20 protein-coding genes, 1 tRNA gene and 1 pseudogene are annotated in these 20,797 nt (G+C 63.7%); 5 read left to right on the top strand and 17 right to left on the bottom strand.

Annotation, left to right across the window (positions count from 1 at the left end):
- The first annotated feature begins 45 nt into the window (after positions 1-45).
- Positions 46-1,236: an MFS transporter gene (locus tag BLS91_RS14295; protein ID WP_255409955.1), complete on the top strand. Its 1,191-nt coding sequence runs from the start codon at positions 46-48 to the stop codon at positions 1,234-1,236.
- A 360-nt stretch (positions 1,237-1,596) separates the two neighbouring features.
- Here BLS91_RS14295 and fdxA read toward each other — a convergent pair.
- From fdxA to BLS91_RS14255, 8 genes and pseudogenes are all read right to left on the bottom strand, one after another.
- Positions 1,597-1,906 (bottom strand): annotated as a pseudogene (fdxA, locus tag BLS91_RS14290) (ferredoxin); the annotation flags it as partial.
- Positions 1,903-3,168 carry an MFS transporter gene (locus BLS91_RS14285; RefSeq protein ID WP_092341434.1) on the bottom strand — a complete coding sequence of 422 codons (1,266 nt, stop codon included), beginning with the start codon at positions 3,166-3,168 and terminating at the stop codon, positions 1,903-1,905. The gene BLS91_RS14285 and the pseudogene fdxA, both read right to left, overlap by 4 nt.
- The gene (locus tag BLS91_RS14280; protein ID WP_092341433.1) at positions 3,169-4,323 is read right to left on the bottom strand and encodes an FAD-dependent oxidoreductase; all 1,155 of its coding nucleotides are present in this window, start codon (positions 4,321-4,323) and stop codon (positions 3,169-3,171) included. It lies immediately after the preceding gene.
- Positions 4,324-4,383: 60 nt separating this feature from the next.
- On the bottom strand, positions 4,384-4,701 hold the full coding sequence (locus BLS91_RS14275) for a metal-sensitive transcriptional regulator (RefSeq protein WP_092341432.1): 318 nt from the start codon (positions 4,699-4,701) through the stop codon (positions 4,384-4,386).
- Positions 4,702-4,795: 94 nt separating this feature from the next.
- A complete protein-coding gene (locus BLS91_RS14270) occupies positions 4,796-5,071 on the bottom strand; it encodes a hypothetical protein (protein ID WP_092341431.1) in 276 nt (91 codons plus the stop codon).
- A gap of 50 nt (positions 5,072-5,121) precedes the next feature.
- Positions 5,122-7,392 carry a heavy metal translocating P-type ATPase gene (locus BLS91_RS14265; protein WP_092341430.1) on the bottom strand — a complete coding sequence of 757 codons (2,271 nt, stop codon included), beginning with the start codon at positions 7,390-7,392 and terminating at the stop codon, positions 5,122-5,124.
- Between the two features lie 70 nt (positions 7,393-7,462).
- Positions 7,463-8,428 (bottom strand): heavy metal-binding domain-containing protein, encoded by a 966-nt coding sequence (locus tag BLS91_RS14260; protein WP_092341429.1) that lies wholly within the window; start codon positions 8,426-8,428, stop codon positions 7,463-7,465.
- Positions 8,425-8,637: a heavy-metal-associated domain-containing protein gene (locus tag BLS91_RS14255; protein ID WP_092112330.1), complete on the bottom strand. Its 213-nt coding sequence runs from the start codon at positions 8,635-8,637 to the stop codon at positions 8,425-8,427. The genes BLS91_RS14260 and BLS91_RS14255 overlap by 4 nt, the downstream gene beginning before the upstream one ends.
- Positions 8,638-8,970: 333 nt before the next feature.
- Between BLS91_RS14255 and BLS91_RS14250 the strand changes: the two genes are divergently transcribed.
- Together BLS91_RS14250 and BLS91_RS14245 are read left to right on the top strand one after the other, a co-directional pair.
- Entirely contained in the window at positions 8,971-9,531 is a 561-nt protein-coding gene (locus BLS91_RS14250) for a hypothetical protein (protein ID WP_092341428.1), read from the top strand.
- Between the two features lie 130 nt (positions 9,532-9,661).
- Positions 9,662-10,528 (top strand): DNA/RNA non-specific endonuclease, encoded by an 867-nt coding sequence (locus BLS91_RS14245; protein WP_092341427.1) that lies wholly within the window; start codon positions 9,662-9,664, stop codon positions 10,526-10,528.
- Between the two features lie 26 nt (positions 10,529-10,554).
- Here the strand turns inward: BLS91_RS14245 and BLS91_RS14240 are convergent, their stop codons facing one another.
- From BLS91_RS14240 to BLS91_RS14215, 6 genes are all read right to left on the bottom strand, one after another.
- A complete protein-coding gene (locus BLS91_RS14240) occupies positions 10,555-11,115 on the bottom strand; it encodes a recombinase family protein (protein ID WP_092341426.1) in 561 nt (186 codons plus the stop codon).
- Positions 11,116-11,781: 666 nt separating this feature from the next.
- The gene (locus tag BLS91_RS14235; protein WP_092341425.1) at positions 11,782-12,987 is read right to left on the bottom strand and encodes a tyrosine-type recombinase/integrase; all 1,206 of its coding nucleotides are present in this window, start codon (positions 12,985-12,987) and stop codon (positions 11,782-11,784) included.
- Complete coding sequence (locus BLS91_RS14230; protein WP_241983109.1) at positions 12,980-13,258, bottom strand: helix-turn-helix transcriptional regulator; 279 nt, start codon at positions 13,256-13,258, stop codon at positions 12,980-12,982. Before BLS91_RS14230 ends, BLS91_RS14235 begins: the two co-directional genes overlap by 8 nt.
- Before the next feature lie 112 nt (positions 13,259-13,370).
- Positions 13,371-13,442, bottom strand: a tRNA-Gln gene (locus tag BLS91_RS14225).
- A gap of 104 nt (positions 13,443-13,546) precedes the next feature.
- Positions 13,547-15,070 carry a glutamate--tRNA ligase gene (gene gltX / locus BLS91_RS14220; RefSeq protein WP_092341423.1) on the bottom strand — a complete coding sequence of 508 codons (1,524 nt, stop codon included), beginning with the start codon at positions 15,068-15,070 and terminating at the stop codon, positions 13,547-13,549.
- A 115-nt stretch (positions 15,071-15,185) separates the two neighbouring features.
- Positions 15,186-16,127, bottom strand: coding sequence for a LysR family transcriptional regulator (locus BLS91_RS14215; protein ID WP_167552440.1), 942 nt, complete (start codon positions 16,125-16,127; stop codon positions 15,186-15,188).
- 148 nt (positions 16,128-16,275) lie between these two features.
- On the opposite strand from BLS91_RS14215, the gene BLS91_RS14210 reads away from it, so the two are divergent.
- Entirely contained in the window at positions 16,276-17,349 is a 1,074-nt protein-coding gene (locus BLS91_RS14210) for an aminotransferase class V-fold PLP-dependent enzyme (protein WP_092341458.1), read from the top strand.
- Between the two features lie 63 nt (positions 17,350-17,412).
- On the opposite strand, the gene BLS91_RS14205 is transcribed toward BLS91_RS14210, so the two are convergent.
- Together BLS91_RS14205 and BLS91_RS14200 are read right to left on the bottom strand one after the other, a co-directional pair.
- A complete protein-coding gene (locus BLS91_RS14205) occupies positions 17,413-18,120 on the bottom strand; it encodes a type 1 glutamine amidotransferase domain-containing protein (protein ID WP_092341421.1) in 708 nt (235 codons plus the stop codon).
- Positions 18,121-18,173: 53 nt separating this feature from the next.
- Positions 18,174-19,208 carry an NADP-dependent oxidoreductase gene (locus BLS91_RS14200; protein WP_092341420.1) on the bottom strand — a complete coding sequence of 345 codons (1,035 nt, stop codon included), beginning with the start codon at positions 19,206-19,208 and terminating at the stop codon, positions 18,174-18,176.
- A 110-nt stretch (positions 19,209-19,318) separates the two neighbouring features.
- Between BLS91_RS14200 and BLS91_RS14195 the strand changes: the two genes are divergently transcribed.
- Positions 19,319-19,915, top strand: a complete 597-nt coding sequence (locus tag BLS91_RS14195; protein ID WP_233206056.1) for a TetR/AcrR family transcriptional regulator — start codon at positions 19,319-19,321, stop codon at positions 19,913-19,915.
- 107 nt (positions 19,916-20,022) lie between these two features.
- Here BLS91_RS14195 and BLS91_RS14190 read toward each other — a convergent pair whose 3' ends face one another.
- Entirely contained in the window at positions 20,023-20,763 is a 741-nt protein-coding gene (locus BLS91_RS14190; RefSeq protein ID WP_092341418.1) for a fumarylacetoacetate hydrolase family protein, read from the bottom strand.
- Positions 20,764-20,797: the final 34 nt, after the last annotated feature.

Here is a 20,797-nt window from a genome sequence, read left to right as displayed (position 1 = left end):
ATTCTGCTCTAGATTCAATTAAGTAGCAAATTGCAACTGAATGGGGTGGTTGGTATCAATGAGCGAACGAGGCTACTTCTTGCTGTTGTCTGCGGGGTTGCGGTGGCGAGCACGTACGCGGGCCAACCTGTCCTCGGCCAGATGGGCCTTGATTTGGATGTTTCGGTCGATGCGGTGGGCTGGTTCGTGGCCGCCGGTCAACTCGGCTATCTCGTCGGCCTAATTTTCCTGGTGCCGTTGGGAGACTTGCTTGACCGCAGACGGCTGATCGTCCTCCACCTTGCCTTGGTAGCAGCGAGCCTGGTCGTTGTCGCGGTCGCCCCTACTGCGTGGGTCGTTTTCGCAGGACTCGCGATAGCAGGACTGTTCGCCGTTGTGGTGCAAACAGCGGTTGCTTACGCGACGGAGCTCTCGGCTCCTTCCGAGCGCGGCCGTACCCTGGGAATCGTGACCTCAGGTGTAGTGATCGGGATCCTTGGTGCGCGGATCCTCGCAGGATTCCTCGCCGACCTATGGGGATGGCGCGGCGTCTACATCGTTCTGGCGGTCCTCGCTGCGATTCTCGCGTTGCTGGTGCCGCTCTTGCTTCCCGCCGATGTCCGCTCAAGTGCCTCTAAATACGGGCTCCTGCTCCGCTCGTTCGCTGGCCTGTTTACCCAGCCGGTGTTTCTCAGTCGCGGGCTGATCGCGTTCTTTCTGTTCGCGTCCTTCGGGGCGCTATGGAGCGGCCTGGCCCTTCCCTTGGCCGGTTCGCCGTGGTATCTCAGCGAGACGCAGATCGGGTTGTTCGGTATCGCTGGCCTTGTTGGTGCCCTCGGCGCCGCCCGAGCTGGTCGCTGGGCAGACGCCGGGCAGGCGAACCGCACCACCGGCATCGCGGTAGTGATTTTGCTCGCCTCGTGGCTCGCGATCGGACAGCTCACCTGGTCACTTGTCCTGCTGATCCTCGGAGTGATCCTGCTCGACTTTGCCGTCCAAGCCGTCCACGTCAGCAACCAGCACATCCTCACGACCTTTTATGCCAACCGCGTCAGCACCACCATTGGTGCCTACATGGTCTTCTACTCCACCGGCTCTGCCCTCGGAGCCGCTGCCACGACCGCCGTATATGCCACCGCAGACTGGCGGGGCTCGGTCAGTCTTGGAGCTGCCTTCGCAGCCGGTGGGCTAGTTACTTGGGTGCTCAGCTTGCGAAGCGCGAAACGCGCTGCTTGCCCCGATCACCTCAGAAAATAGATTCACTCTGTCTCAGTGAAGGTTCACCTGCCGGCACGACTATCGGTACCCGCGGACGTTGGTGGGTCGGCGCGAAGTGCATCCGTAGGCGTTCCCAACCACGCCCGCGGTGTTGCCAACCCGCAATAGAAAACGGCGAATCAGGCCGACGCTGCATGTGAATCGCCACCGCCGACTGGACGCCTCGTAACCCAGGTGTGTCGAAGCCCATAGGTGGCGGATTCAAGCGGTTATTGCAACAAGAGTTCGCCGATTGCTTCGATCGGTTTCTGAAATTGTAGGCGTTTGCGTGGTCGGTCCTTGAGCTCCGCGGCGACCCAGTCGAGTTCCTCGGAAGAGTGGATTGAGTGGTCGGTGCCCTTGGGGAAGTATTGGCGCAGGAGTGGAGTGGTCCCTGAAAGTTGGACCCACCCTTGATGCGGTTCCGGGGATCCGAGGTCGTTGAAGAACTCAACGTCGGCCGTGTAGTAGTCGGCCCAGATATCGGGCAGATCATTCTCGTAGCAGATCGCCTTTACCGGGCGCACCGGCTTGCAGGCGCCGCAGTCCGCGCACTCGTCCGGGTGGATGTACAGCATCCGATCACCCTCGTAGATGCAGTCGACAGGGCCCTCGTCGATACAGGCGCGATCCTTGACGTCCACGCAGGGAAGGCAATCACATACGTCATCGAATAACTCCGTTGCTTTTCGCGGGTACCGCCTGGACGTTTTCGTGCGGCACTGGGCCGTGGGGATCCGTGCGCGAACGGTCTCGGATGCGGACGCGCTTCACGGTCGCGACAAGGCAGAGCACCACGATCACGACGCCGACGCCGATCATCGCTCCCTGGAGCGTGATAATGGGAACGAGCAGACCTGCGACGATGGTGGGCACACCGAAGGCGAGATACGAGACGGTGTAGATGACCGCCATAACTGCCGCGCGCTCGGTCGGATCGACACGCGGCATCAGTGTCTTCAAAACCCCCATAAACGCTGTCCCGAAGCCGGTTCCGACTACCGCCACGGTGATCAGGTAAGCGGGGAGTGAGTGCAGCGCCAGGGCTCCCAGGCTGAGGGCGGTGCCGATGCCAAGAGCGGACGTTCCGTACACGCTGACGACGCGGGCCGACCGGCGGTGAAGGAGGACTGATGCGATAATGCCCGAGACCGCGAAGATCGGAATGGCGATGCTCTGCCCCGCGTGGGTCGTCGCACCGAACTCGCTCTTGACAACGGAAGATCCGAGGGCGAGGAACAAACCGTTGGTTGCCCATCCGGCGATGATGGCGGGAACGGCCACCATGAGCGCACGACGCAGGTACGCGGGAACCGCCAGCCTCAACGTGGTGCCCGTGACGCGCAGGCGAGCCGAGCGCGACGTTTCTGGAGTCGCCCATACCAGTGCGGCGATCAGAAGAAACACGATAGCGAGCGAGCCGAATACGGCGCCGGCGGGGTTGACTGTGAGATCGAGAACGATCGCTGCCGTGATCGCGCCGATTCCGAGCCCGGTCATGGCCGCGATGGTGTTCCACAGCGATGCTGCCTCCGCGTGCTTGGGAGGCGCGAAGTCGACCACCATTGCCGACAAGGCGGGGAGTAGTAGGCCGGCAGCGACCCCCTGGAGCGCCCTGGCCACGAGCAACATGGTCAGGCCGCCGGATTGCCAAAACATCACGAGGCTCACGGCCAGCAGCACGGACCCGACCGTGATGACGGGGCGTCGGCCGACGACGTCGGATAGTACTCCTGTGAGCAGCAGGGCCGCGAGCATCGTGAATGCGTAGACGGCGAAGATTAGCGTGGTCGCGACCGGCAGCAACCCCAGTTGTTCGGCGAACTGCGGGTAGAACGGAGACGGTGCGCTGGCGGCAACCATCAGCAGCATGGTCGCTATGATGGCGAAGCTGAAGCTTCGGCGGCGTCCCGGGATGGGTATCTCTGACATTTAGGGATAGACCTCATGGAGCCGCTGGCCCCATTGGTAGACCGCGCCCACGGCGTCGATGCCGCTTGCACCGACTACGGCGCCTCCGTGCTCGTGCAGAACGATGAATTCCTCGGCGCTCTCGATGGGTGTGTCCTCCGGGTGTCCGGTGTAGCCAACTCCGGCGATCATCCGGCCGTAGATCATGGCCATGTGGGCGCTGCGGGGCCGGTACGGGCCGGGGTCCTCGCCTCGGCCGAGGACGTACAGCAGCATCTGAGCGGCGTGTGTTCCCTGTGCGGCCCCGTCGTCCCAGTGGTCGATGCGCCAGGTTCCGAGGTGGTTGTCGTGATGCACTGTCACGCCTCCCGCCGCGTATACGCTTTCGAAGTCGTGTGCGCGGAGTCGATCATCGACGTCGACGCTGTCGTGCCACGGTGCGGGGGCGATGGGCGTCGTGCCGAGGGCGATGATGACGAGGTCGGCGGAGAGGTCGGTTCCGTCATCGAGGGTGACGGTTGTCGCATCAATTTCAGGATGGATCCGGCTGATGGTGCGGCCGAAGTATGTGGTCACTCGGGACTGGTGATCGGCGGCAACGCGCGCGGCAACGGACCTCCCGAATGTGGCAATACCAGGCAGCGTGCTGCGGGCGATGAGGCTGATCTGGTGACCTTGTTCCTGCAGCGCCGACGCCGTCTCGGACGCGATCAGTCCAGCGCCATAGATCGCAATGCGCGCGGGCTTGCCGCACGCGAGGACCGCGTCCCTGATTCGCACGGCATCATCGAGCGAGTGCAGGGCGATAAGGGTTCCCTCTTGCGCGGCTTGTTCCGCGCCCGGAAGGTTGGCGTCGAGGCGGCGCGCTCGACTTCCGGTCGCGACGATGAGCGAGTCGTACATGATCGCCCTACCCGAGGCCAGGCGCACCTCTCGCGTTTCGGCGTCGATTTGTTCGGCCGTGTCCGCAATGAAATCGGCCCGCGGCATGGGCAGCCCGACGAAATCAGGCGTGATCCTGCCGAAGGCCACGTCTTTGATGAGCATGCGCGTGTATGGGGTCTCGTCGGTCTGTCCGACGAGAGTGATCGTAATATTGTCCTGTTTGGCGAGGGCGCGAGCGGCGGCTGTGCCTGCCGCTCCGGCGCCGAGTATCACGGCATGGTGTGCGGTCATGTGTTGCGTCCTCCGGTTTCGGGTGAGTGCGGTTGCGGCGTGCTGATTGCTGCTCCTGTGTTAGGAGCGCACCAGTCGGGCGACTGCGTCAGACGCTTCGGCCATCGTGACCTCACTGACCTGTTGCCCAGCGGCAGCGGCGTCGAGGACGCACTGGCGAAGACCATCGTCCAACAGGCCGAGCGCAACGCTGTCGACGGCCTTGGTGATGGCAGAGATCTGCGTGAGGATATTAATGCAGTAGCGCTCTTTGTCGATCATCCGGTCGATGCCACGGACCTGACCTTCGAAGCGCCTGAGCCGGTTGCGGTACGAGTTCTTGTCGGTGATGTAGCCGTGGTTCGCCGCGTCATGCCGGCTGGTTGGGCATGGAGACACTTGTGCCTCGGCGGTTGGGCAGTGTCCTCGGTTCCGTTCCGGTCAGCGAGGTTCACGGCGCGCGAGAGTGGGCCGTGAACCCCGCGTCCGTGTGTTATGCCATGTTGGCGGCGTATTTGGTGGGGTCTGAGTCGAAGGCTGGCCCGCATCCGCCGCAGCAGAAGTAGTACCGCTCGCTTTCGTGGTCGCGGTAGAGACCGACTGCTTCTGCGGCCTTCTTGCTGACGGGGTTGCCGACCATGACCGGGCAGGTGGTCATATCGTCGCTCGTGCTGCCGCCCATTAGGTTCTCGCGGCCGTTTCCTGCCGTGGCGGGGTTGGGTGCGGTGGTGCTGCAACAGCTGGAGGTTGCCTCGAGGTCGTTCGTCATGCTGGGTGATTCCTTTCGCATTTTCTGTTGGTGGTGTGGGGGTGGTTGCGTTAGTGCTTAGCGACGCTTTTGAACCCGCGCAGGCGCAGGCTGTTGCCGACGACGAAGACGCTGGAGAGCGCCATTGCCGCCCCGGCAAGCATGGGGTTGAGCATTCCGAGCGCCGCGACGGGGATCGCCGCGACGTTGTAGGCGAACGCCCAGAACAGGTTGGTCTTGATCGTTCCGAGCGTCTTGCGGGACAGGCGGATCGCGTCGACCGCGCTGCGCAGGTCGCCGCGCACCAAGGTGATGTCGGATGCTTCGATCGCGACGTCGGCGCCGGTGCCCATGGCAAGTCCGAGGTCGGCCTGGGCCAGGGCGGGGGCATCGTTGACGCCGTCGCCGATCATCGCGACGATCCTCCCTTCCTTCTGAAGTCGGATGACCACGTCGACCTTGTCTTTCGGGAGCACTTCGGCGATGACCTCCTCGATGCCCACCTCTGCGGCGATCTGCCGGGCGACGGCTTCGTTATCTCCTGTGAGGAGGATCGGAGTCAACCCGATCGCCTTGAACTGTGCGATCGCCTCGGCGCTGGTCGGCTTGACCGTGTCGGCCACGACGAGAAGGCCGCGCGCCTGCCCGTCCCAGCCCACCACGACCACGGTTTTACCTTCGCCCTCAGCGCGTGCCTTGGCGGAAGTCAGTTCATGGCTCAGTTTCTGAGACCACTCGGCGAGCAGCGAATCACGGCCAACCAGTACGGCGTGGCCATCGATAATGCCCTGCACGCCCTTGCCTTCGATGTTTGCGAAGCTTTCAGGGGTCAGCAGCGCGCCGACTTCCTGCGTTGCACCCTTGGCAATCGCCTGCGCGATCGGGTGCTCCGAGGCATCCTCTAACGCACCGGCCAGCCGCAGCAGTTCGGTACGATCGGTGCCGGCTTCGACAACCACGTCGACCAGGGTCATCTTGCCGGTGGTGACCGTACCGGTCTTGTCGAGCACGACGGTGTCGATCTTGCGGGTGGATTCCAGCACTTCCGGACCTTTGATGAGTACACCCATCTGCGCGCCACGGCCAGTGCCGACCAGCAGTGCCGTCGGCGTTGCCAGGCCCAACGCGCAGGGGCACGCGATCACGAGTACGGCAACTGCGGCGGTGAACGCCGCGGTCACGGGGAATCCCGCGCCGAGCCAGCCGCCGAGTGCGACGAACGCGATTACGATCACGATCGGCACGAACACGCCGGAGATCCTGTCGGCGAGGCGCTGCACCTCGGCCTTTCCGGTCTGAGCGTCCTCGACGAGCTGGGCCATCTGCGCCAGCTGCGTGTCCGAGCCGATCCGGGTCGCACGGACCACGAGTCGACCGCCGACGTTCGTCGTGGCGCCGGTGACGGTGTCGCCCTCGGAGACCTCAACCGGGACCGCTTCACCGGTAAGCATGGATGCGTCCACTGCTGACGTGCCGGAGACCACGACACCGTCGGTGGCGATTTTCTCCCCCGGACGCACGAGGAACTCGTCACCAACTTGCAGATCCTCAACAGGGATTTTCGTCTCGACCCCACCGCGTAGTACCGCAACTTCTTTCGCGCCAAGCTCGAGCAGTGCACGCAAGGCAGCACCGGCCTGCTTCTTCGACCGCTTCTCGAAGTACCGACCGGCGAGGATGAACATCGTCACACCAGCGCCCACCTCGAGGTAGATGTTCGCCGCACCATCGGAGGGTGCCAACGCGAACTCGAACGGGTGTGTCATGCCCGGGGTGCCGGCGGTGCCGAAGAACAGCGCATACAGCGACCAGAGGAACGCGGCGGAAGTGCCCATGGAGATGAGAGTGTCCATCGTCGCGGCGCCGTGCTTGAGGTTTGTCCACGCGGCCTTGTGGAATGGCCACGCCGCCCAGAGGATCACGGGAGCAGCCAGCGCGAGCGAGGCCCACTGCCAGTAGGTGAATTGCAAAGCGGGGATCATCGCCATCGCGATCACGGGCACGGTCAGTACGATCGCGCCGATCAGCCGATTGCGCAGCGACAGCAGTTCCGGGTCCGCGTCGTCAGCGTCACCGGCGGCTGCACCGTCCTTCTTCTGGCCCTTGGGAGCGGGCATCACGGCCGAGTACCCCGTCTTCTCGACCTCGGCGATCAACAGCGCCGGGTCATACCCGTCCGGGACAGTGACCTTCGCCTTCTCAGTCGCGTAGTTCACGGTCGCAATGACACCGTCGAGTTTGTTCAACTTCTTCTCGATCCGCATCGCACAGGAAGCGCAGGTCATCCCGCCGATCTCCAACTCGACGCCTGTCCCCATACTCGGGAGCGCTGATGTACTCATGTACTATTCCTTCTATTAGCTGTGGCTGAGTGCTGCAGCCATCAGCTGCAGCAGAGGCGAGACTCGACGATTAATGCCCGTCCTCGTGTGATTCGCCATCGGGGCCTGTCGCGCCATCGCCGTGAGTAGCATCGAGCACGAACTCGGCGGTATGCACCTGGCCGTTGACCTGGAAATCCAGGTACAGCATGTAGCGGCCCGCGGTCGGGGCCTCGGCTGCGAACGCGATCTCCGGACCGGATATCTCACCGGCTCTGGGTTCTTCGCCCTCGGCGTGCACGTGCAGATACGCGAGGTCGCCGTCACGCAACGCAACGAGGTGACCGAACGCACCCAGATACGGTTCCAGGGCGGTAACCGGCTCACCATCACGCGTGATGGTGAGCATGAGTTCGCTCGCTGAACCCGCTACTAGGTCGCCATCGAGGGAAACCGTGAAGCCGCCGACCTGATCAACCTGTGTCGGTTGGGGTGCCACGGGAGCGAACTCCCCCGCCACCTGAACAGTGCGTGTGAGCGTCAGACCGGATGCATCTGCACCTGCCGGCGTGAAGTCTGCAAACACTCGATAGCTCCCGGCTGCAGCCCATTCCCACGGCAACGACCACGTGCCCGTGGATACATCCAGCACCGGGTGAACGTGACGGAACTGACTGCCATCGGACCGCGCCACGATCAGATGCAGGTCCTTATCGTGTGCGGTCGTATATTCCGTGACCGGTGTGCCCGACGCATCCTGAATCTGGAAACTCAACTCGCCGGGTTCGCCAATCCCCGCAGGAGCCTCAACGGGCGACAGCACATACCCGTTGAGGCCAAGCGCAAGGCCCTTCAAATTGTCCGCAGTAGCGCTCGTCGAACCATTGACGCTGGTTGCGCCGGAATCGTGGCCGTCATCGTGATTGTTCATTTCAGTGCCTTTCGTCCAATCGCTTACAACACTCGTGGGGATAACGGCGTCAGCGAGACCGAATGCACCGCCGAACGCCACCACCAACCCGAGCCCATACAGAGCAAGCCGTGCGCCCGCGTTCATACCGTCCGCACCGCCGAGTAGCCCGCCTCCGCCACGGCCGCCAGAATCTGCCCATCCTCGACGGAGTCGGAGCTCGTGACAACGAGCTTGCCCGTCTGCGCACTCACTTGGATGTCCTCGACCCCGGCGATCTCGGCGACCTCTTCACGAATCGACATCTCGCAGTGCCCGCAGGTCATGCCCGTCACCTGGTATTCGTTCGTGGCCATCGCATATCCTCTTCCCGTTTGCTGGTACCCGTACCGGGTATGTGTGAGCCAACACTATACCCCGACGGGGTATTCCGCAATTGGGGGTGCTGGGACGCTGGCTACCGTTATTCGATACCAGAAGGCACTCGTCCGTGCTGCGAACTTCAGACGGCGGAGCGCTCTTCGCGGCCTCGTCTCGTGCGACGCCACGAATCTGACGCCGCGAATCAGCCGGCCCCCGCCAAAACGCGGCTCATCATGAATCAACTTGCTTCAAGAGCCTCTCCTGGGCAGTCGCGAGCACCCGGCGCTCCGCGTGTGGTGACACGAGTCACGGGCAGCACCCTATTCATGTCTCAGCCCATCGTCGTGCGCCGGGCGACTTTCATGAACGTCACCGATCCAGTGGCATGCGAAGAACTCAAACTCGTACACCTCGTGCGCGGTTCTTATACGATCGCCCATAAGGCTGGTCAGTTCGAGATGTTGCCCGGTTCGCTAGCGCTCCTGTCGGCGGACGATTGGTACATCGGAACACCACACCGCACGATGGAGACGCTGACCCTATATCTCGACACTGACTACAATCAAGACCAGATTCGCTGGCTGCCCGCTGCAGCGCCTTGTCTTAAGCAAGCCCTCGCCCTTTCCAGCCCAGCTCTTCAACGTCCGCAACCGCTGCATCAACCAAAGGTCACACGCTTCCTGCACGCGATGACGGACGCATCGGTGGATGACGTCGATGCTGCACTGATTCACCTAATGCAGCTCGGGACACTGCATACATTGCCCGAGCACATGTCGGTAGGCTCAGCTCGGCGCAGTAGACGGCGGCAGATGAAAGTAGATGGGCTCGACAGCACTCATCCACCGGCGTTAACGCCGAGCCAAAATATAGCTCTTCTGACGTAACCGTGGATGGTTTCCGAGCACCCTAACGAGGGCGGTTTCACATGGTGGAAGCAACAGTGGATCTTCCCATCAACACCGCCATATAGATCCGGAAGCCCCAACTGTCGGCTCTGGCTGCTTGACTATCACCATGGACGCCGCATTACTTTATCCTGCTGGATACAACGCCGATTTCCTCCAGATTCCTCTGCCGCTCCCGACCCCTCCCCCGGGAACCCTGATTCGTGAACTGCTCTACACACATTTCACCGTGCTCCTCGACCCCGCACGGCGCCTCGCCATCGCAACCGGCGTCAACATCGACGGGGACCAGCTCATTACCGTTGACCGAGGCGACGACTGGCACCTCGACTCCCGTATCCCGCCCTACGAACAGACCGGGGAAGCCGTCTACGCCAGAAACGACCTCGACCGCGGACACCTCGTCCGGCGCCAAGACCCGGTCTGGGGCGACACAACGACAGCCCGGCGAGCGAATTACGACACCTTCGCCTACACCAACGCCGCCCCGCAAGCCGCAACCTTTAACCAATCAAAACAACTCTGGCTCGGCCTCGAGGACCACGTCCTCACCTACGCACGCACAAACGGCAACCGCATCAGCGTCTTCACCGCCCCCGTACTCTCAACCCCGGATCCGATATATCGCGGCGTAAAGATCCCCCAAGCGTTCTGGAAGATCGCAGCATGGACCACGACCACGGAAAGATCCACCGTTCTTCACGCTGCCGGGTTCGTCCTCGACCAAAGCCCACAATTAGAAGACATCGACCTCGACACGGTCCGCGCTCAAGCCCTCATGTACGGCAATCCCCCGTCGCTCGGACCCTACCGCACCTATCAAGTACCCATCGTCGACATCACCGACCTCACCGGACTCAACCTGACCGCCCTATCCGACGCAGACGTCTACGCCCAAGCCCCAGCGATCCGAGAAGGCGCCGATCGTCGAACGCGCTGGGTTGAACTGGTCGACACCGCAGGCATCCATCTCTAAACCGCACCGAATCCTCTTCCGCCAGCTCAGGCCCCGGCGCGGAGGTAGACGTAGACGGTTTCGCGGCTGATCCCAAACTCTCGAGCAAGCACAGATTTCGGCACGCCCGCGGCAGCCTTCTCGCGCAGCTCAGCCGCACGGGCCATGTCCAGTGATGGGGTGCGGCCGCGATAGACGCCACGTTTTTTTGCCAGGGCAATGCCCTCACGTTGACGTTCACGAATCAACGACCGCTCAAACTCAGCAAACGCTCCCATGACGTTCAAAAGCAGGTTCGCCATCGCGTTGTCGTCGCCCGTGAAAGAGAGCTGCTCTTTCACGAACTCAACCCGGACCTTCTTCGCCGTGAGCCGGCGCACGATCAAGCGAAGGTCATCCAAGTTGCGGGCCAACCGGTCCATGGAATGCACGAGAACGGTATCGCCATCTCGGACGAACTTGATCATCTCTTCCAGCTCGGGCCGGTTCTGATCCTTTCCCGACGCCTTATCCTCAAACACCCGATCGACCTCGACGCCAGCAAGCTGACGGATGGTGTTCTGATCGAGAGTACTGACTCGCACGTATCCAACGCGTTGACCCGTCATGTGACTTTTCCCCTGTTCCGTCAGGTTGAAGTTTAAGACCCAGTCATGAGGGATGTCCACCAATCAAAATTTGACCCTATCCTGACAATACTCGATGAGAGCGTCTGACGTCGAGTTGGGGTACACGCCAAATTGACAGTTCGTTGCTTACTTCGACGCTTTCAGCTTCCCCATTGACGCTTCTAAATGTCTCGCAAGCGTCCTTGCCTACAAAAATGGTAACGCCAGTAAAAACACACGTTTCGAGACATACCGGCTCATCCGTCGCCCTTGAACAATAATGCCCTGATCCTGGTCACTGGACGGAATGCGTTCTGCCTCGCTCTCCACAATCGTGCATGGTCGATCTGTCTCGTCAATGTGTCTCGCAGCCCACGGGTTGCGAGAAGTGGTCTCCGACGTACCGGTGGGATCTAACCAACTGCTCGATCCCTTGAGCCCTCGCCTAGATGAGCAAAAGCGCCGCCCGGATCTGACCGTCAGGAACTGCCATGATTCAAAAGTACGCTTCCGTGCGTTTCCTTTATTTGCTGCCGGGCGTTGCGGTGCGTCCTATTCTGTGCCGACTAAATTCTACGAGCACGTAGTCCAGGGCAGGCATTCTGCGGTCTCCCCAAGAGAGTCTTTTTTGTTAATCCGTGACCGTCCTCTGGACACCGAGATCGCTCACTCGCCGAGCACTTCATCGAGAATTTCCGCCGTCACTGGATCGACTACGTCGGCCGTGACCACGTAGCTGTTTCGCGTGGTCTGCTCGTTGGCATGGCCGAGAAGTCGAGAGGCCAGGGTGATCCCGGCCGCCCGCTCGATCAGCGTGGCCGCCGTGCGCCGGTAGATGTGCGTGGTGTACTCGTCGACGTCGACGCCCAGTTCGACAAGACCACCACGCACATCCTCAACAAATGCGCGTAGCAGGCGCTCGTAGTTGCTGACGCTGAGGGAGCGACCAGTCCTGGTGGGAAACAGGAAAGCCTCCGGATCCTGCTCCGCAAGTGCCAGCCGCCGTCGCACCGCCGCTGCGGCCATCGACGGCAAGGCTATGCTCCGCCGTTGCCGTGACCGCTTAGGAGAGTTCTTGCGGTGCGTTCCTTGAGCCTTTGTGCTCACGATCGTGCCGCTCACGATGAGCGTCGGCGGCAGCGTCGTGATGTCGACATCACAGCGGCGCAGTCCGATGCACTCGCCGACGCGCAAGGACGTGCCGATCATGATGTCCATGCCGTCGATCAGGGCACGGTAGTTGGGCCGGGGACCGTCGTCGCGTGTGAGCCGCCACACCTGCATGAGCCCGCGGATGGCGGTGATTTGCGCCGGCGTGAGGGCGGATTCCTTGCGGGGTGACATCGGCAGGCGTTGCACGTCGCGTACGGGGTTCTGCAACAGAGCGTCGTCGCGCACGGCGTAGCCACACACGAGACTAAGCACCGCGCGGGCTCGTCGGGCTTTCGAGATCGTCTCCTCCTCAAGAATGCGCTGCAGGATGCGGTCGCAGCGACCGACTGTCAGGTGATCAAGCCGCACTCCCCCACAACGTGGCACGATAATGACGCGGGCCGTTGTCTCGTACGATTCGTACGTCGAATAGGAAAGGCTGCCCGCTTTGGCGCGGGTGAGTACCTGAGACAACCACAGCTCAACCGCGTCAGCGACGGTGTTCGACGGCGAGAGGGCTCCGGCGCCGCCGGTGGCCATGGCTCTCGATTGCCGATGGATCTCGGCGATAGCTTCGTCGCGGGTATCGGCCGTCACGGCGTGGCGGTGCCGTGCCCCGCTGTCGTCACGGCTGGTGCCGCGGGCGCGGTATCGGCCGCTCGCCAACTGTTGCACGTCGATTGAGCCCACTTCGCCAGCCGCGATCTGTGGCCTAACCATGGCGGTGTTCGTGAACCCAGGTGAGCACGTCCTGCACGTCGTAACGCACGAGTCGGCCGAGCTTGATATAGGGCGGCCCCGTCTGCATCAGACGCCAGTCCTCGAGCGTACGCTCGGGCATTCGGAGCAGCTCCGCGAGCTCGCGCTGGGTGAGAAACGTGGGTGTGATTTGCGTCGTCGCGTCCATACGCAATAGGTGCACCACGGAAGCCGTGAGCAGCCCGATCAGGCCGGGACAGGCCCGTACGGGGCCGGGCGCAACAACGCGCAAACAATCCCCAAGGGGGTTTGTGGTGTAGTTTGTGGTAATTCGGCCCGTTTTGGGCCTACTCGACAGGGTGGGCGATAAGTGATTTCGCCGCGGAATCCTGCGCCTTTTAGTGCTGGGGTACCTGGACTCGAACCAAGAACAAATGAACCAGAATCATCCGTGTTGCCAATTACACCATACCCCAATGCCTAATCCGAAGATCGGGCCGAGTAGTAGCCTAGCTCACTCGGGCAGGAGAGGCCAAACCGGGGTGTCCCCCGGCGAGTCGAAGCCCCTCCGGCCCGAGCGTCAGGCTGCCGAAATTGCAGCCAGGGCCCGATCCAGGCGGTCCAGGGTCTCGGCCTGACCGAGGATTTCCATGGATTCAAACAGCGGCGGCGAGATCTTGCGACCCGAGAGCGCGACGCGCAGGGGCCCAAAGGCAACGCGCGGCTTGAGGCCGAGGCCTTCAATGAGCGTCTCGGCAAGCAGGGCGTGTACGCGATCGGTAGTCCATTCCGCAGACGGAATACTTTCCAGTGCGGTGCGACTTGCGCCGAGAATGTCGGCGGCGTTCTGCGGAAGCGAGGCGAGGGCATCCGCTTCGAGAACCAGGTCGGCGCCGGTCACGAACAGAAATCCGAGCATGAAGGGGGCTTCGCCGAGCAGCGCGATGCGCTCCTGGATGAGCGGTGCTCCCTGGGCGAGCAGGGCCAGTTCGGCCTCGCTCGGATTCTCGCCGAACACGCCGGCGGTCACCAGGTAGGGCACCAGCCGGGCGGCGAAGTCGGCAGCATCGAGCTGGCGAATGTGGTCGCCGTTGATCGACTCGGCCTTCTTGAGGTCGAAGCGGGCCGGGTTCGGGTTGACATTCACGACGTCGAAGGCGGCCGTGAACTCATTGATCGAGAAAACGTCGCGGTCGTGCGAGAGCGACCAGCCCAGCAGGGCGAGGTAGTTGAGCAGGCCCTCGGGGATGAATCCACGGTCGCGGTGCAGAAACAGGTTCGCCTCGGCGTCACGCTTACTGAGCTTCTTGTTCTTGTCGCCCATGACGTAGGGGAGGTGGCCAAAACGCGGCACGAACGTGGTCACGCCGATGTCGATGAGCGCGTGGTACAACGCGATCTGGCGCGGCGTCGACGAGAGCAGGTCTTCGCCGCGCAGCACGTGGGTAACGCCCATGAGGGCGTCGTCGACGGGGTTGACGAAGGGGTAGAGCGGATGCCCGTTCGGGCGCACCACCACAAAGTCGCTGAACGAGCCGGCCGGGAAGGTGATTTCACCGCGCACGAGGTCGTCGAAGGAGAGCTCGGTGTCGGGCACGCGCAGGCGGAGCGCCGGGGAGCGGCCCTCGGCCCGGTAGGCGGCCTTCTGGTCTTCGGTTAGGTCGCGCTCGAAGTTGTCGTAGCCCATCTTGGGGTCGCGCCCGAGGTCGCGGTTGCGCTTTTCGATCTCTTCGCCGGTGACGAAGCTCTCGTAAATGTGGCCGCTGTCCTTGAGCTTCTCGATGACGCCGAGATAGATGTCGTAGCGCTCGCTCTGGCGGTACGGCGCCTGGGGGCCGCCGACGTCGACGCCTTCGTCCCAGTCGAGCTGCAGCCAGCGCATGGCGTCGACGAGTTGCAGAAAGCTGTCTTCGCTGTCACGGGCGGCGTCGGTGTCCTCGATGCGGAAGATCATCTTGCCGCCGGTGTGCCGGGCATAGGCCCAGTTGAACATGGCGGTGCGGATGAGGCCCACGTGGGGCGTTCCGGTCGGCGAGGGGCAGAACCGCACGCGAACGTCGGTTCCGGTGGCGGTTGAGAACGGGTGTGCAGTGGTGTCAGACATTACTCATGATTCTAGTTGCGCGATTCCTGACCTACTTCTTTCCGGGCCCGGGCCCAGAAAGCGGGCCCATGATCAATCGTGGGCCCGCTTTCATAAGATGGGCCCGGGATCCGAACTAACGTCCAACCAGCGAGATCGCATCAAGCACGCGCAATACCGCAGCCAGGGCGGGCACGCGCTCGGCCCGGGCCGCCGTCACGGCGTGCAGGGTGCGATGATCACGTCCGGTCGTGGCGCGAATCGAGACACCCGCGCGCCGGCCGACGGACTCGATCGCGAGGGCCGGCAGCAGCGCAACACCGATGCCCGCTTCAACGAGGCCGAAGACGGCGGCAACGTTGTCAGTCTCGTAGCTGATGCGCGGCGCGAATCCGCGCCGATCGCACAGGTCGAGCAAGTGTCCACGGCAGCGCGGGCAGCCGGCCACCCAGTTCTCGTCGGCGAGCTCGCCCAGGTCGATCGGGGTAACGCTGTCAAGCGGATGCCCGACCGGCAGCACGAGCATCATCTCATCTCGCCGCAGGGTCGCCACCCGCAACCCCTGAGCGCTATCCCGGTGCGGATCCACCCGGTCCCCCGGGTAACTGAACGTGATGGCCAGATCGGCACGGTTCTCACGCACGGCGGCGACGGCCTCCGGCGGCTCCGCCTCCAGATAGGTGACGCTGATCTGGGAATGCCGCGCCTTCATGCGGGCCAGCAGGCTCGGCACCAGGGTAGCGGATGCCGACGGAAACGCCACGAGACGCACGAGCCCGGCGCGCAGCCCCTGCAGCTCGGCGATCTCCCCGGCCGCCGCATCGAGCGCGGTGGCCACGGTCACGGCGTGCCGCGCCAGCACGAGGCCGGCTTCGGTGAGGCGAACGCCACGCCCGACCCGCTCAACCACGGAGAGTCCGAGCCGCTGCTCAAGCCGTTTGAGCTGCTGACTCACGGCCGGCTGGCTGTAACCGAGGGCGACGGCCGCTGCGGTGATGGATCCGGTTTCGTGCACCGCCCGCACGACCCGCAGGGCGTTGGCGTCGAGGTCGGGGCTCTCGCCGGGCAGATGGATCATGCGCTCAATCATAATCGCTGGTTATGCATTGCATCGAATACTGACCGTTGTCGCATGAGTGCTGGGTGGTCACACTAGAAATATGAGCCCTGCAGCAACGAGCACGAGCAGCCCCACCGCCAATACGGCCACCCACCCGGGCACCGGCATGATCGCTTACACGAGCACGAGCACCGTGACCCTCGCCGAAGCCCGCACCCGCTACACTTCGGGCCGCGGCTACCTCGCGGCCTGCACCCTCGGACTGCCCACGATCGAAACGATCGCTGCGATGCGCGCCGATACCGAGGCCTGGGCCGGCGGCCAAGCCTGTGCCTCCCGTTACGGTGAGGTCGTCGAGCGGGTACGCGTCGGGTACGCCGATCTGGTGAACGTCACACCCCACAGCGTGGCGATCGGCTCGCAGACCTCGGTCATGGCCGGATTGGTCGCCGCCAGCATCCCCGATGGCGCCGAAGTCGTGCTGCCGCGTGGCGACTTCAGCTCGATGGTGTTCCCGTTCCTCGCCCAGGCGCACCGCGGAGTGACCGTGCGGCAGGTGGATCTGGCCGACCTGGCCACGAGCCTCACCGCGAACACGTGGCTGGTCGCGTTTTCGCTCGTGCAGTCCGCCACCGGAACCCTCGCCGACAGCGACGCCATCCGGGCCGCCGCCCGTGCAACGGGCACCTTCACCCTCTGCGACACCACCCAAGCTACCGGGTGGATGCCGGTCGACGCCTCGCTGTTCGACGCCACCATCTGCCACAGCTACAAGTGGCTCGGCGCCCCGCGCGGCGTTGGGTTCTTCACGGTCGCCGAGACTTTCGCCGCACAACTGCACCCGATCAACGCCGGATGGTACGCGGGAGACGACCTGTGGGCCTCCTGCTACGGTCCGGCGATGGCGCTTGCTTCCGATGCCCGCCGGTTCGACGTGTCGCCGGCCTGGCCCGCCTGGGTCGGCGCCGAGCCGGCCATCGACCTGTTCCGCCGCCTCGACCTGGCCGAGGTGGCCACCCACAACGTGGCCCTCGGCGACGCCCTGTGTGATGGACTCGACCTGCCCCGACTCGGCCAGGCCATCATCAGCTGGCCGGATGCCGGTGGCCGCGACCTCGCTCGCCTCACCGCCGCCGGAATCACCGCATCAGGCCGCGCCGGTCGAGCCCGCGTGGCGTTCCACCTCTGGAACGATCGGGACGACGTGGACGCCGTGCTGGACGCGCTGCGCCGCGGCTAGACAACGCCGGGCGAACATTCGCTGTCAGCGACGTCGGGCCCCTGGGCCCGACGTCGCCCGCCGTTATGCCTTATCGGCGACGGCCGCGATGATCGCCTCGGCGAGGGCACCCGACGAAGCAGGGTTCTGGCCGGTATACAGGTTGCGGTCGATCTCCATGTGCGGCGCGAACGATTCACCGGCGATGAAATCGGCTCCCAGTTCGACCAGACGGCTCTGCACGAGCCACGGAGCCTTCGGAGCCAGTCCGCCGAGAACCTCTTCGGCGTCGGTGAAGCCGGTCATCCGGTAGCCGGTGAACGGCCAGCTGTCGTCGGCGCGCTTGGCAGCGAGCAGCGCGGCTGGAGCGTGGCAGAGTACGCCGAGGATGCGACCGGTGTCGAGCGCTTCGGTGAGAATGCTCCCCGACACGGCGTCGAAGGCGAGGTCTTCCATCGGGCCGTGACCGCCCGGGTAGAAGACCACGTCGTAATCGCCAACGTTGATGTCGTTGAGGCTGAGCGGTTCGTCGAGCTGAGCGGAAATGGTTCCGATGTAGTCGATGAGCTGCGCCACACGCTCCTCTCCGCCGGCCGCGTCCGCACGGAGGCTGACCGCATCGATTGTCGGAGCCACGCCGCCCGGTGTGGCGATGCTGATCTGCCAGCCGGCCGCAGTGAACAGGCGGTGCGGCTCAGCGAGCTCCTCTGCCCAGTATCCGGTGGGGTGCTGGCTGCCGTCAGTGAGGGTCCAGTGGTCAGCGGCGCTGACTACGAAAAGTACGTGAGTCATAGTGTCTCCATTTACTGTGAAATCTTTCGTGGAATCGTGCGTGTTAATTCGGCTCAGAGCGCCGGAACAGTTTCGCCCGTGCGCACGACCATCTTTCCGGTGTTCTCGCCGCGCATGAGGCCGAGGAACGCCGCGACGGTGTTCTCGACGCCGTCGACGATGGTCTCGTCGAAGACGATCTCGCCGGAAGCCAACCAGTTCGCCATCTCGGCGGAGAACGCCGGGAGGTGCGACCAGTAGTTGCCGATCGTGAAGCCCGTGAGGGTGAGGCCGCGGGTGACGATGTTGGACATATTGTTGGGGCCGGCCGGGGCATCCGTGCTGTTGTAGAGCGAGATCGCGCCGCACAGGGCAGCACGCCCGCCGTCGTTGAACGACGCGAGGGCTGCCTCGAGGTGTTCACCTCCGACATTGTCGTAATAAACGTCGATGCCGTCTGGCGCTGCGACGGCCAGCTGGTCTGTGATGGATCCGTCCTTGTAGTTGAACGCGGCGTCAAAGCCGTACTTGCTGGTGAGCAGGGCCACCTTCTCGGGCGATCCGGCCGAGCCGATGACGCGCTTGGCCCCCTTGAGCCGGGCGATCTGGCCGACCATACTGCCGACCGCGCCCGCTGCGCCGGAGACGAACACGGTGTCGCCTTCTTTGAGCTGTGCGATCTCGAGCAGGCCGACATAGGCAGTCAGTGCAGTCATGCCGAGCACGCCGAGGTAAGCGGAGGCCGGAACGCCGGGGAGCTCGGGAACAACCCTGAAGCCGGCGGCGTCCTCCTGCACCAGGTCACGCCAGCCGTACTGATGGGTGACGACGTCGCCGATGGCGAACGCCTCGTTTGCGGAGGCGATGACGCGGCCGACAGCCGCGCCGGTCATGGTCTCACCGAGCACGAACGGCGGTATGTAGCTCCTCACATCGTTCATCCGGCCACGCATGTACGGGTCGACGGAGATGAATTCATTCGCGACTCGAATCTGGCCGACTGCAAGCTCCGGCAGGTCGACAGTCACGGTGCGGAAGTCCGCATCCGTCGGCCAACCGACGGGACGATTTACGAGCTGGATCTGGGTACTGACGGTATTTGACGCCATGGTCGGCTCCTCTGCTAGTTCTAGAACGATCGTTTTACTATAAAGTAGACTCATCGGTACACAAAATTGTCCGATCGTCGGACAGGATTCAAGGAGCGAACATGGGGCGGATGCAGACCTTTGACAGCGGAGTGGTCGTGCAGGCTGCGCGAAACCTGTTCTGGGACAAGGGGTTTGACGGCGCATCCCTGGCCGAACTGGAGGCGGCCACGGGCGTCGGGCGGTCCAGCCTGTACCACGCGTTCGGGAGCAAACGCGGGCTCTTCGACGCCGCGGTCACCGACTATCTGGAGACGGTGATCCGGCCACGGCTGGCCGGATTGCGAGCGGGCCCCCGCGATTCCTCAGCCCTGCTCGAGTACTTCGCCGGCCTCGCCCGCGCAACGGTCACGCAGGCCCCCGACTCAGCGCAGACCGGATGCCTTCTGGTCAATTGCGCGGTCGGCCTCGCCGCGCACGACGAGCCGACCCGCGCAGTCGTGGAGGGGTATCGCATCGAACTGGCCGAGGCGTTAAGACACGCGCTCGAAAACGCCGCAGCCCCGTCGCCGTCAGCGGCGGAATCCGTCGACGAGCGCGTGCGCACCCTGACTTCCTTGTCGATCAGCGCGATGCTGATGGCCCGGGTCAACCGCGACGAGGCGATCGCCCTGCTGTCCACGGCGTCGAACCAGATCAGGGACTGGTTCCCGGACCCTGTGATCTGAGCCACAAGATCAAGTTATTTGTCCGGGCGCACCTTGTGTAGCCAGGCGCAGGTTATACGGTGCGCCCAGCTACCGAACCTGCGCCCGGAGCGACGGGGCGCACGAACTCAGGCCGGGCGAACGACCGGGTTCACCAGGGTTCCGATGCCTGCGATGGACATCGAGACCGTGTCGCCGTCCTCGACGGCGGCGGCGGTGTCCATCGGCCCGGCCAGAATCACGTCGCCCGGCAGCAGGGTGAACACGCTGGAGGCGTACGCGACGAGGGCCGCGACGGTCTCCTCCGTCGGGGTCGAATCGTCGTCGCCGAGCTCCACCGCCTGAAATTCCTCATCGTTGATCAGGCCGCGCAGCGGTGTGGCCGCGTCGTCGAAGTCGGTCTCAATGACGGGTCCGAACGGGAGGAAGGTGTCGAAGGCGCCGGCCCGGGTCGTATCCCGCTCGGCGAGGTCGGTCGCGGTGACGACCGTGGCGACGGTGTAGCCGAAGACGCGGCCGGTGGCATCCGCTACCGAGACATTCTTGGCAATCTTGCCGATAATAATGGCGAGTTGGCCGTCGACCTCGACACGTTCGGAGGCGGCCGGCAGCACGATGGCGTCGCCTGGCCCGACGACGGCAGTGTTGGGCTTCAGTACAAACACCGGCTCGGCGCCCGCCTGCTGCACCGCGACGATCTTGGAGCGCGGAATCACCGGGGCGAGCAGTTTCACGTCAGCCAAAGCCACGCGGTCGCCGGTGGTGTCGAAGCCGGCGAACATCGGGTCACTCGCGAGAACGACCAGTTCGTGCTCGTCAACAATGCCGAACGCAATGGCGCCCTGGTAGCTATAGCGTGCGATCTTCACGTTGTGCGCCTTCCGCGGCCCCGAGACAGGGCCA

This window comes from Cryobacterium flavum (assembly GCF_900103805.1).
Taxonomy (GTDB): Bacteria; Actinomycetota; Actinomycetes; order Actinomycetales; family Microbacteriaceae; genus Cryobacterium; species Cryobacterium flavum.
This window is presented reverse-complemented; position numbering and strand designations above follow the sequence as displayed.

Bases quoted from the DNA above. Each gene is read 5' to 3' on its own strand.
- BLS91_RS14205 (WP_092341421.1), bottom strand. From the start codon at position 18,120: ATGACTCACGTACTTTTCGTAGTCAGCGCCGCTGACCACTGGACCCTC.
- BLS91_RS14195 (WP_233206056.1), top strand. From the start codon at position 19,319: ATGCAGACCTTTGACAGCGGAGTGGTCGTGCAGGCTGCGCGAAACCTG.
- BLS91_RS14235 (WP_092341425.1), bottom strand. From the start codon at position 12,987: ATGGTTAGGCCACAGATCGCGGCTGGCGAAGTGGGCTCAATCGACGTG.
- gltX (WP_092341423.1), bottom strand. From the start codon at position 15,070: ATGTCTGACACCACTGCACACCCGTTCTCAACCGCCACCGGAACCGAC.
- BLS91_RS14270 (WP_092341431.1), bottom strand. From the start codon at position 5,071: ATGACGAACGACCTCGAGGCAACCTCCAGCTGTTGCAGCACCACCGCA.
- BLS91_RS14260 (WP_092341429.1), bottom strand. From the start codon at position 8,428: ATGAACGCGGGCGCACGGCTTGCTCTGTATGGGCTCGGGTTGGTGGTG.
- BLS91_RS14245 (WP_092341427.1), top strand. From the start codon at position 9,662: ATGGACGCCGCATTACTTTATCCTGCTGGATACAACGCCGATTTCCTC.
- BLS91_RS14200 (WP_092341420.1), bottom strand. From the start codon at position 19,208: ATGGCGTCAAATACCGTCAGTACCCAGATCCAGCTCGTAAATCGTCCC.
- BLS91_RS14285 (WP_092341434.1), bottom strand. From the start codon at position 3,168: ATGTCAGAGATACCCATCCCGGGACGCCGCCGAAGCTTCAGCTTCGCC.
- BLS91_RS14210 (WP_092341458.1), top strand. From the start codon at position 16,276: ATGATCGCTTACACGAGCACGAGCACCGTGACCCTCGCCGAAGCCCGC.
- BLS91_RS14265 (WP_092341430.1), bottom strand. From the start codon at position 7,392: ATGAGTACATCAGCGCTCCCGAGTATGGGGACAGGCGTCGAGTTGGAG.
- BLS91_RS14280 (WP_092341433.1), bottom strand. From the start codon at position 4,323: ATGACCGCACACCATGCCGTGATACTCGGCGCCGGAGCGGCAGGCACA.
- BLS91_RS14240 (WP_092341426.1), bottom strand. From the start codon at position 11,115: ATGACGGGTCAACGCGTTGGATACGTGCGAGTCAGTACTCTCGATCAG.
- BLS91_RS14250 (WP_092341428.1), top strand. From the start codon at position 8,971: ATGTCTCAGCCCATCGTCGTGCGCCGGGCGACTTTCATGAACGTCACC.
- BLS91_RS14215 (WP_167552440.1), bottom strand. From the start codon at position 16,127: ATGATCCATCTGCCCGGCGAGAGCCCCGACCTCGACGCCAACGCCCTG.
- BLS91_RS14255 (WP_092112330.1), bottom strand. From the start codon at position 8,637: ATGGCCACGAACGAATACCAGGTGACGGGCATGACCTGCGGGCACTGC.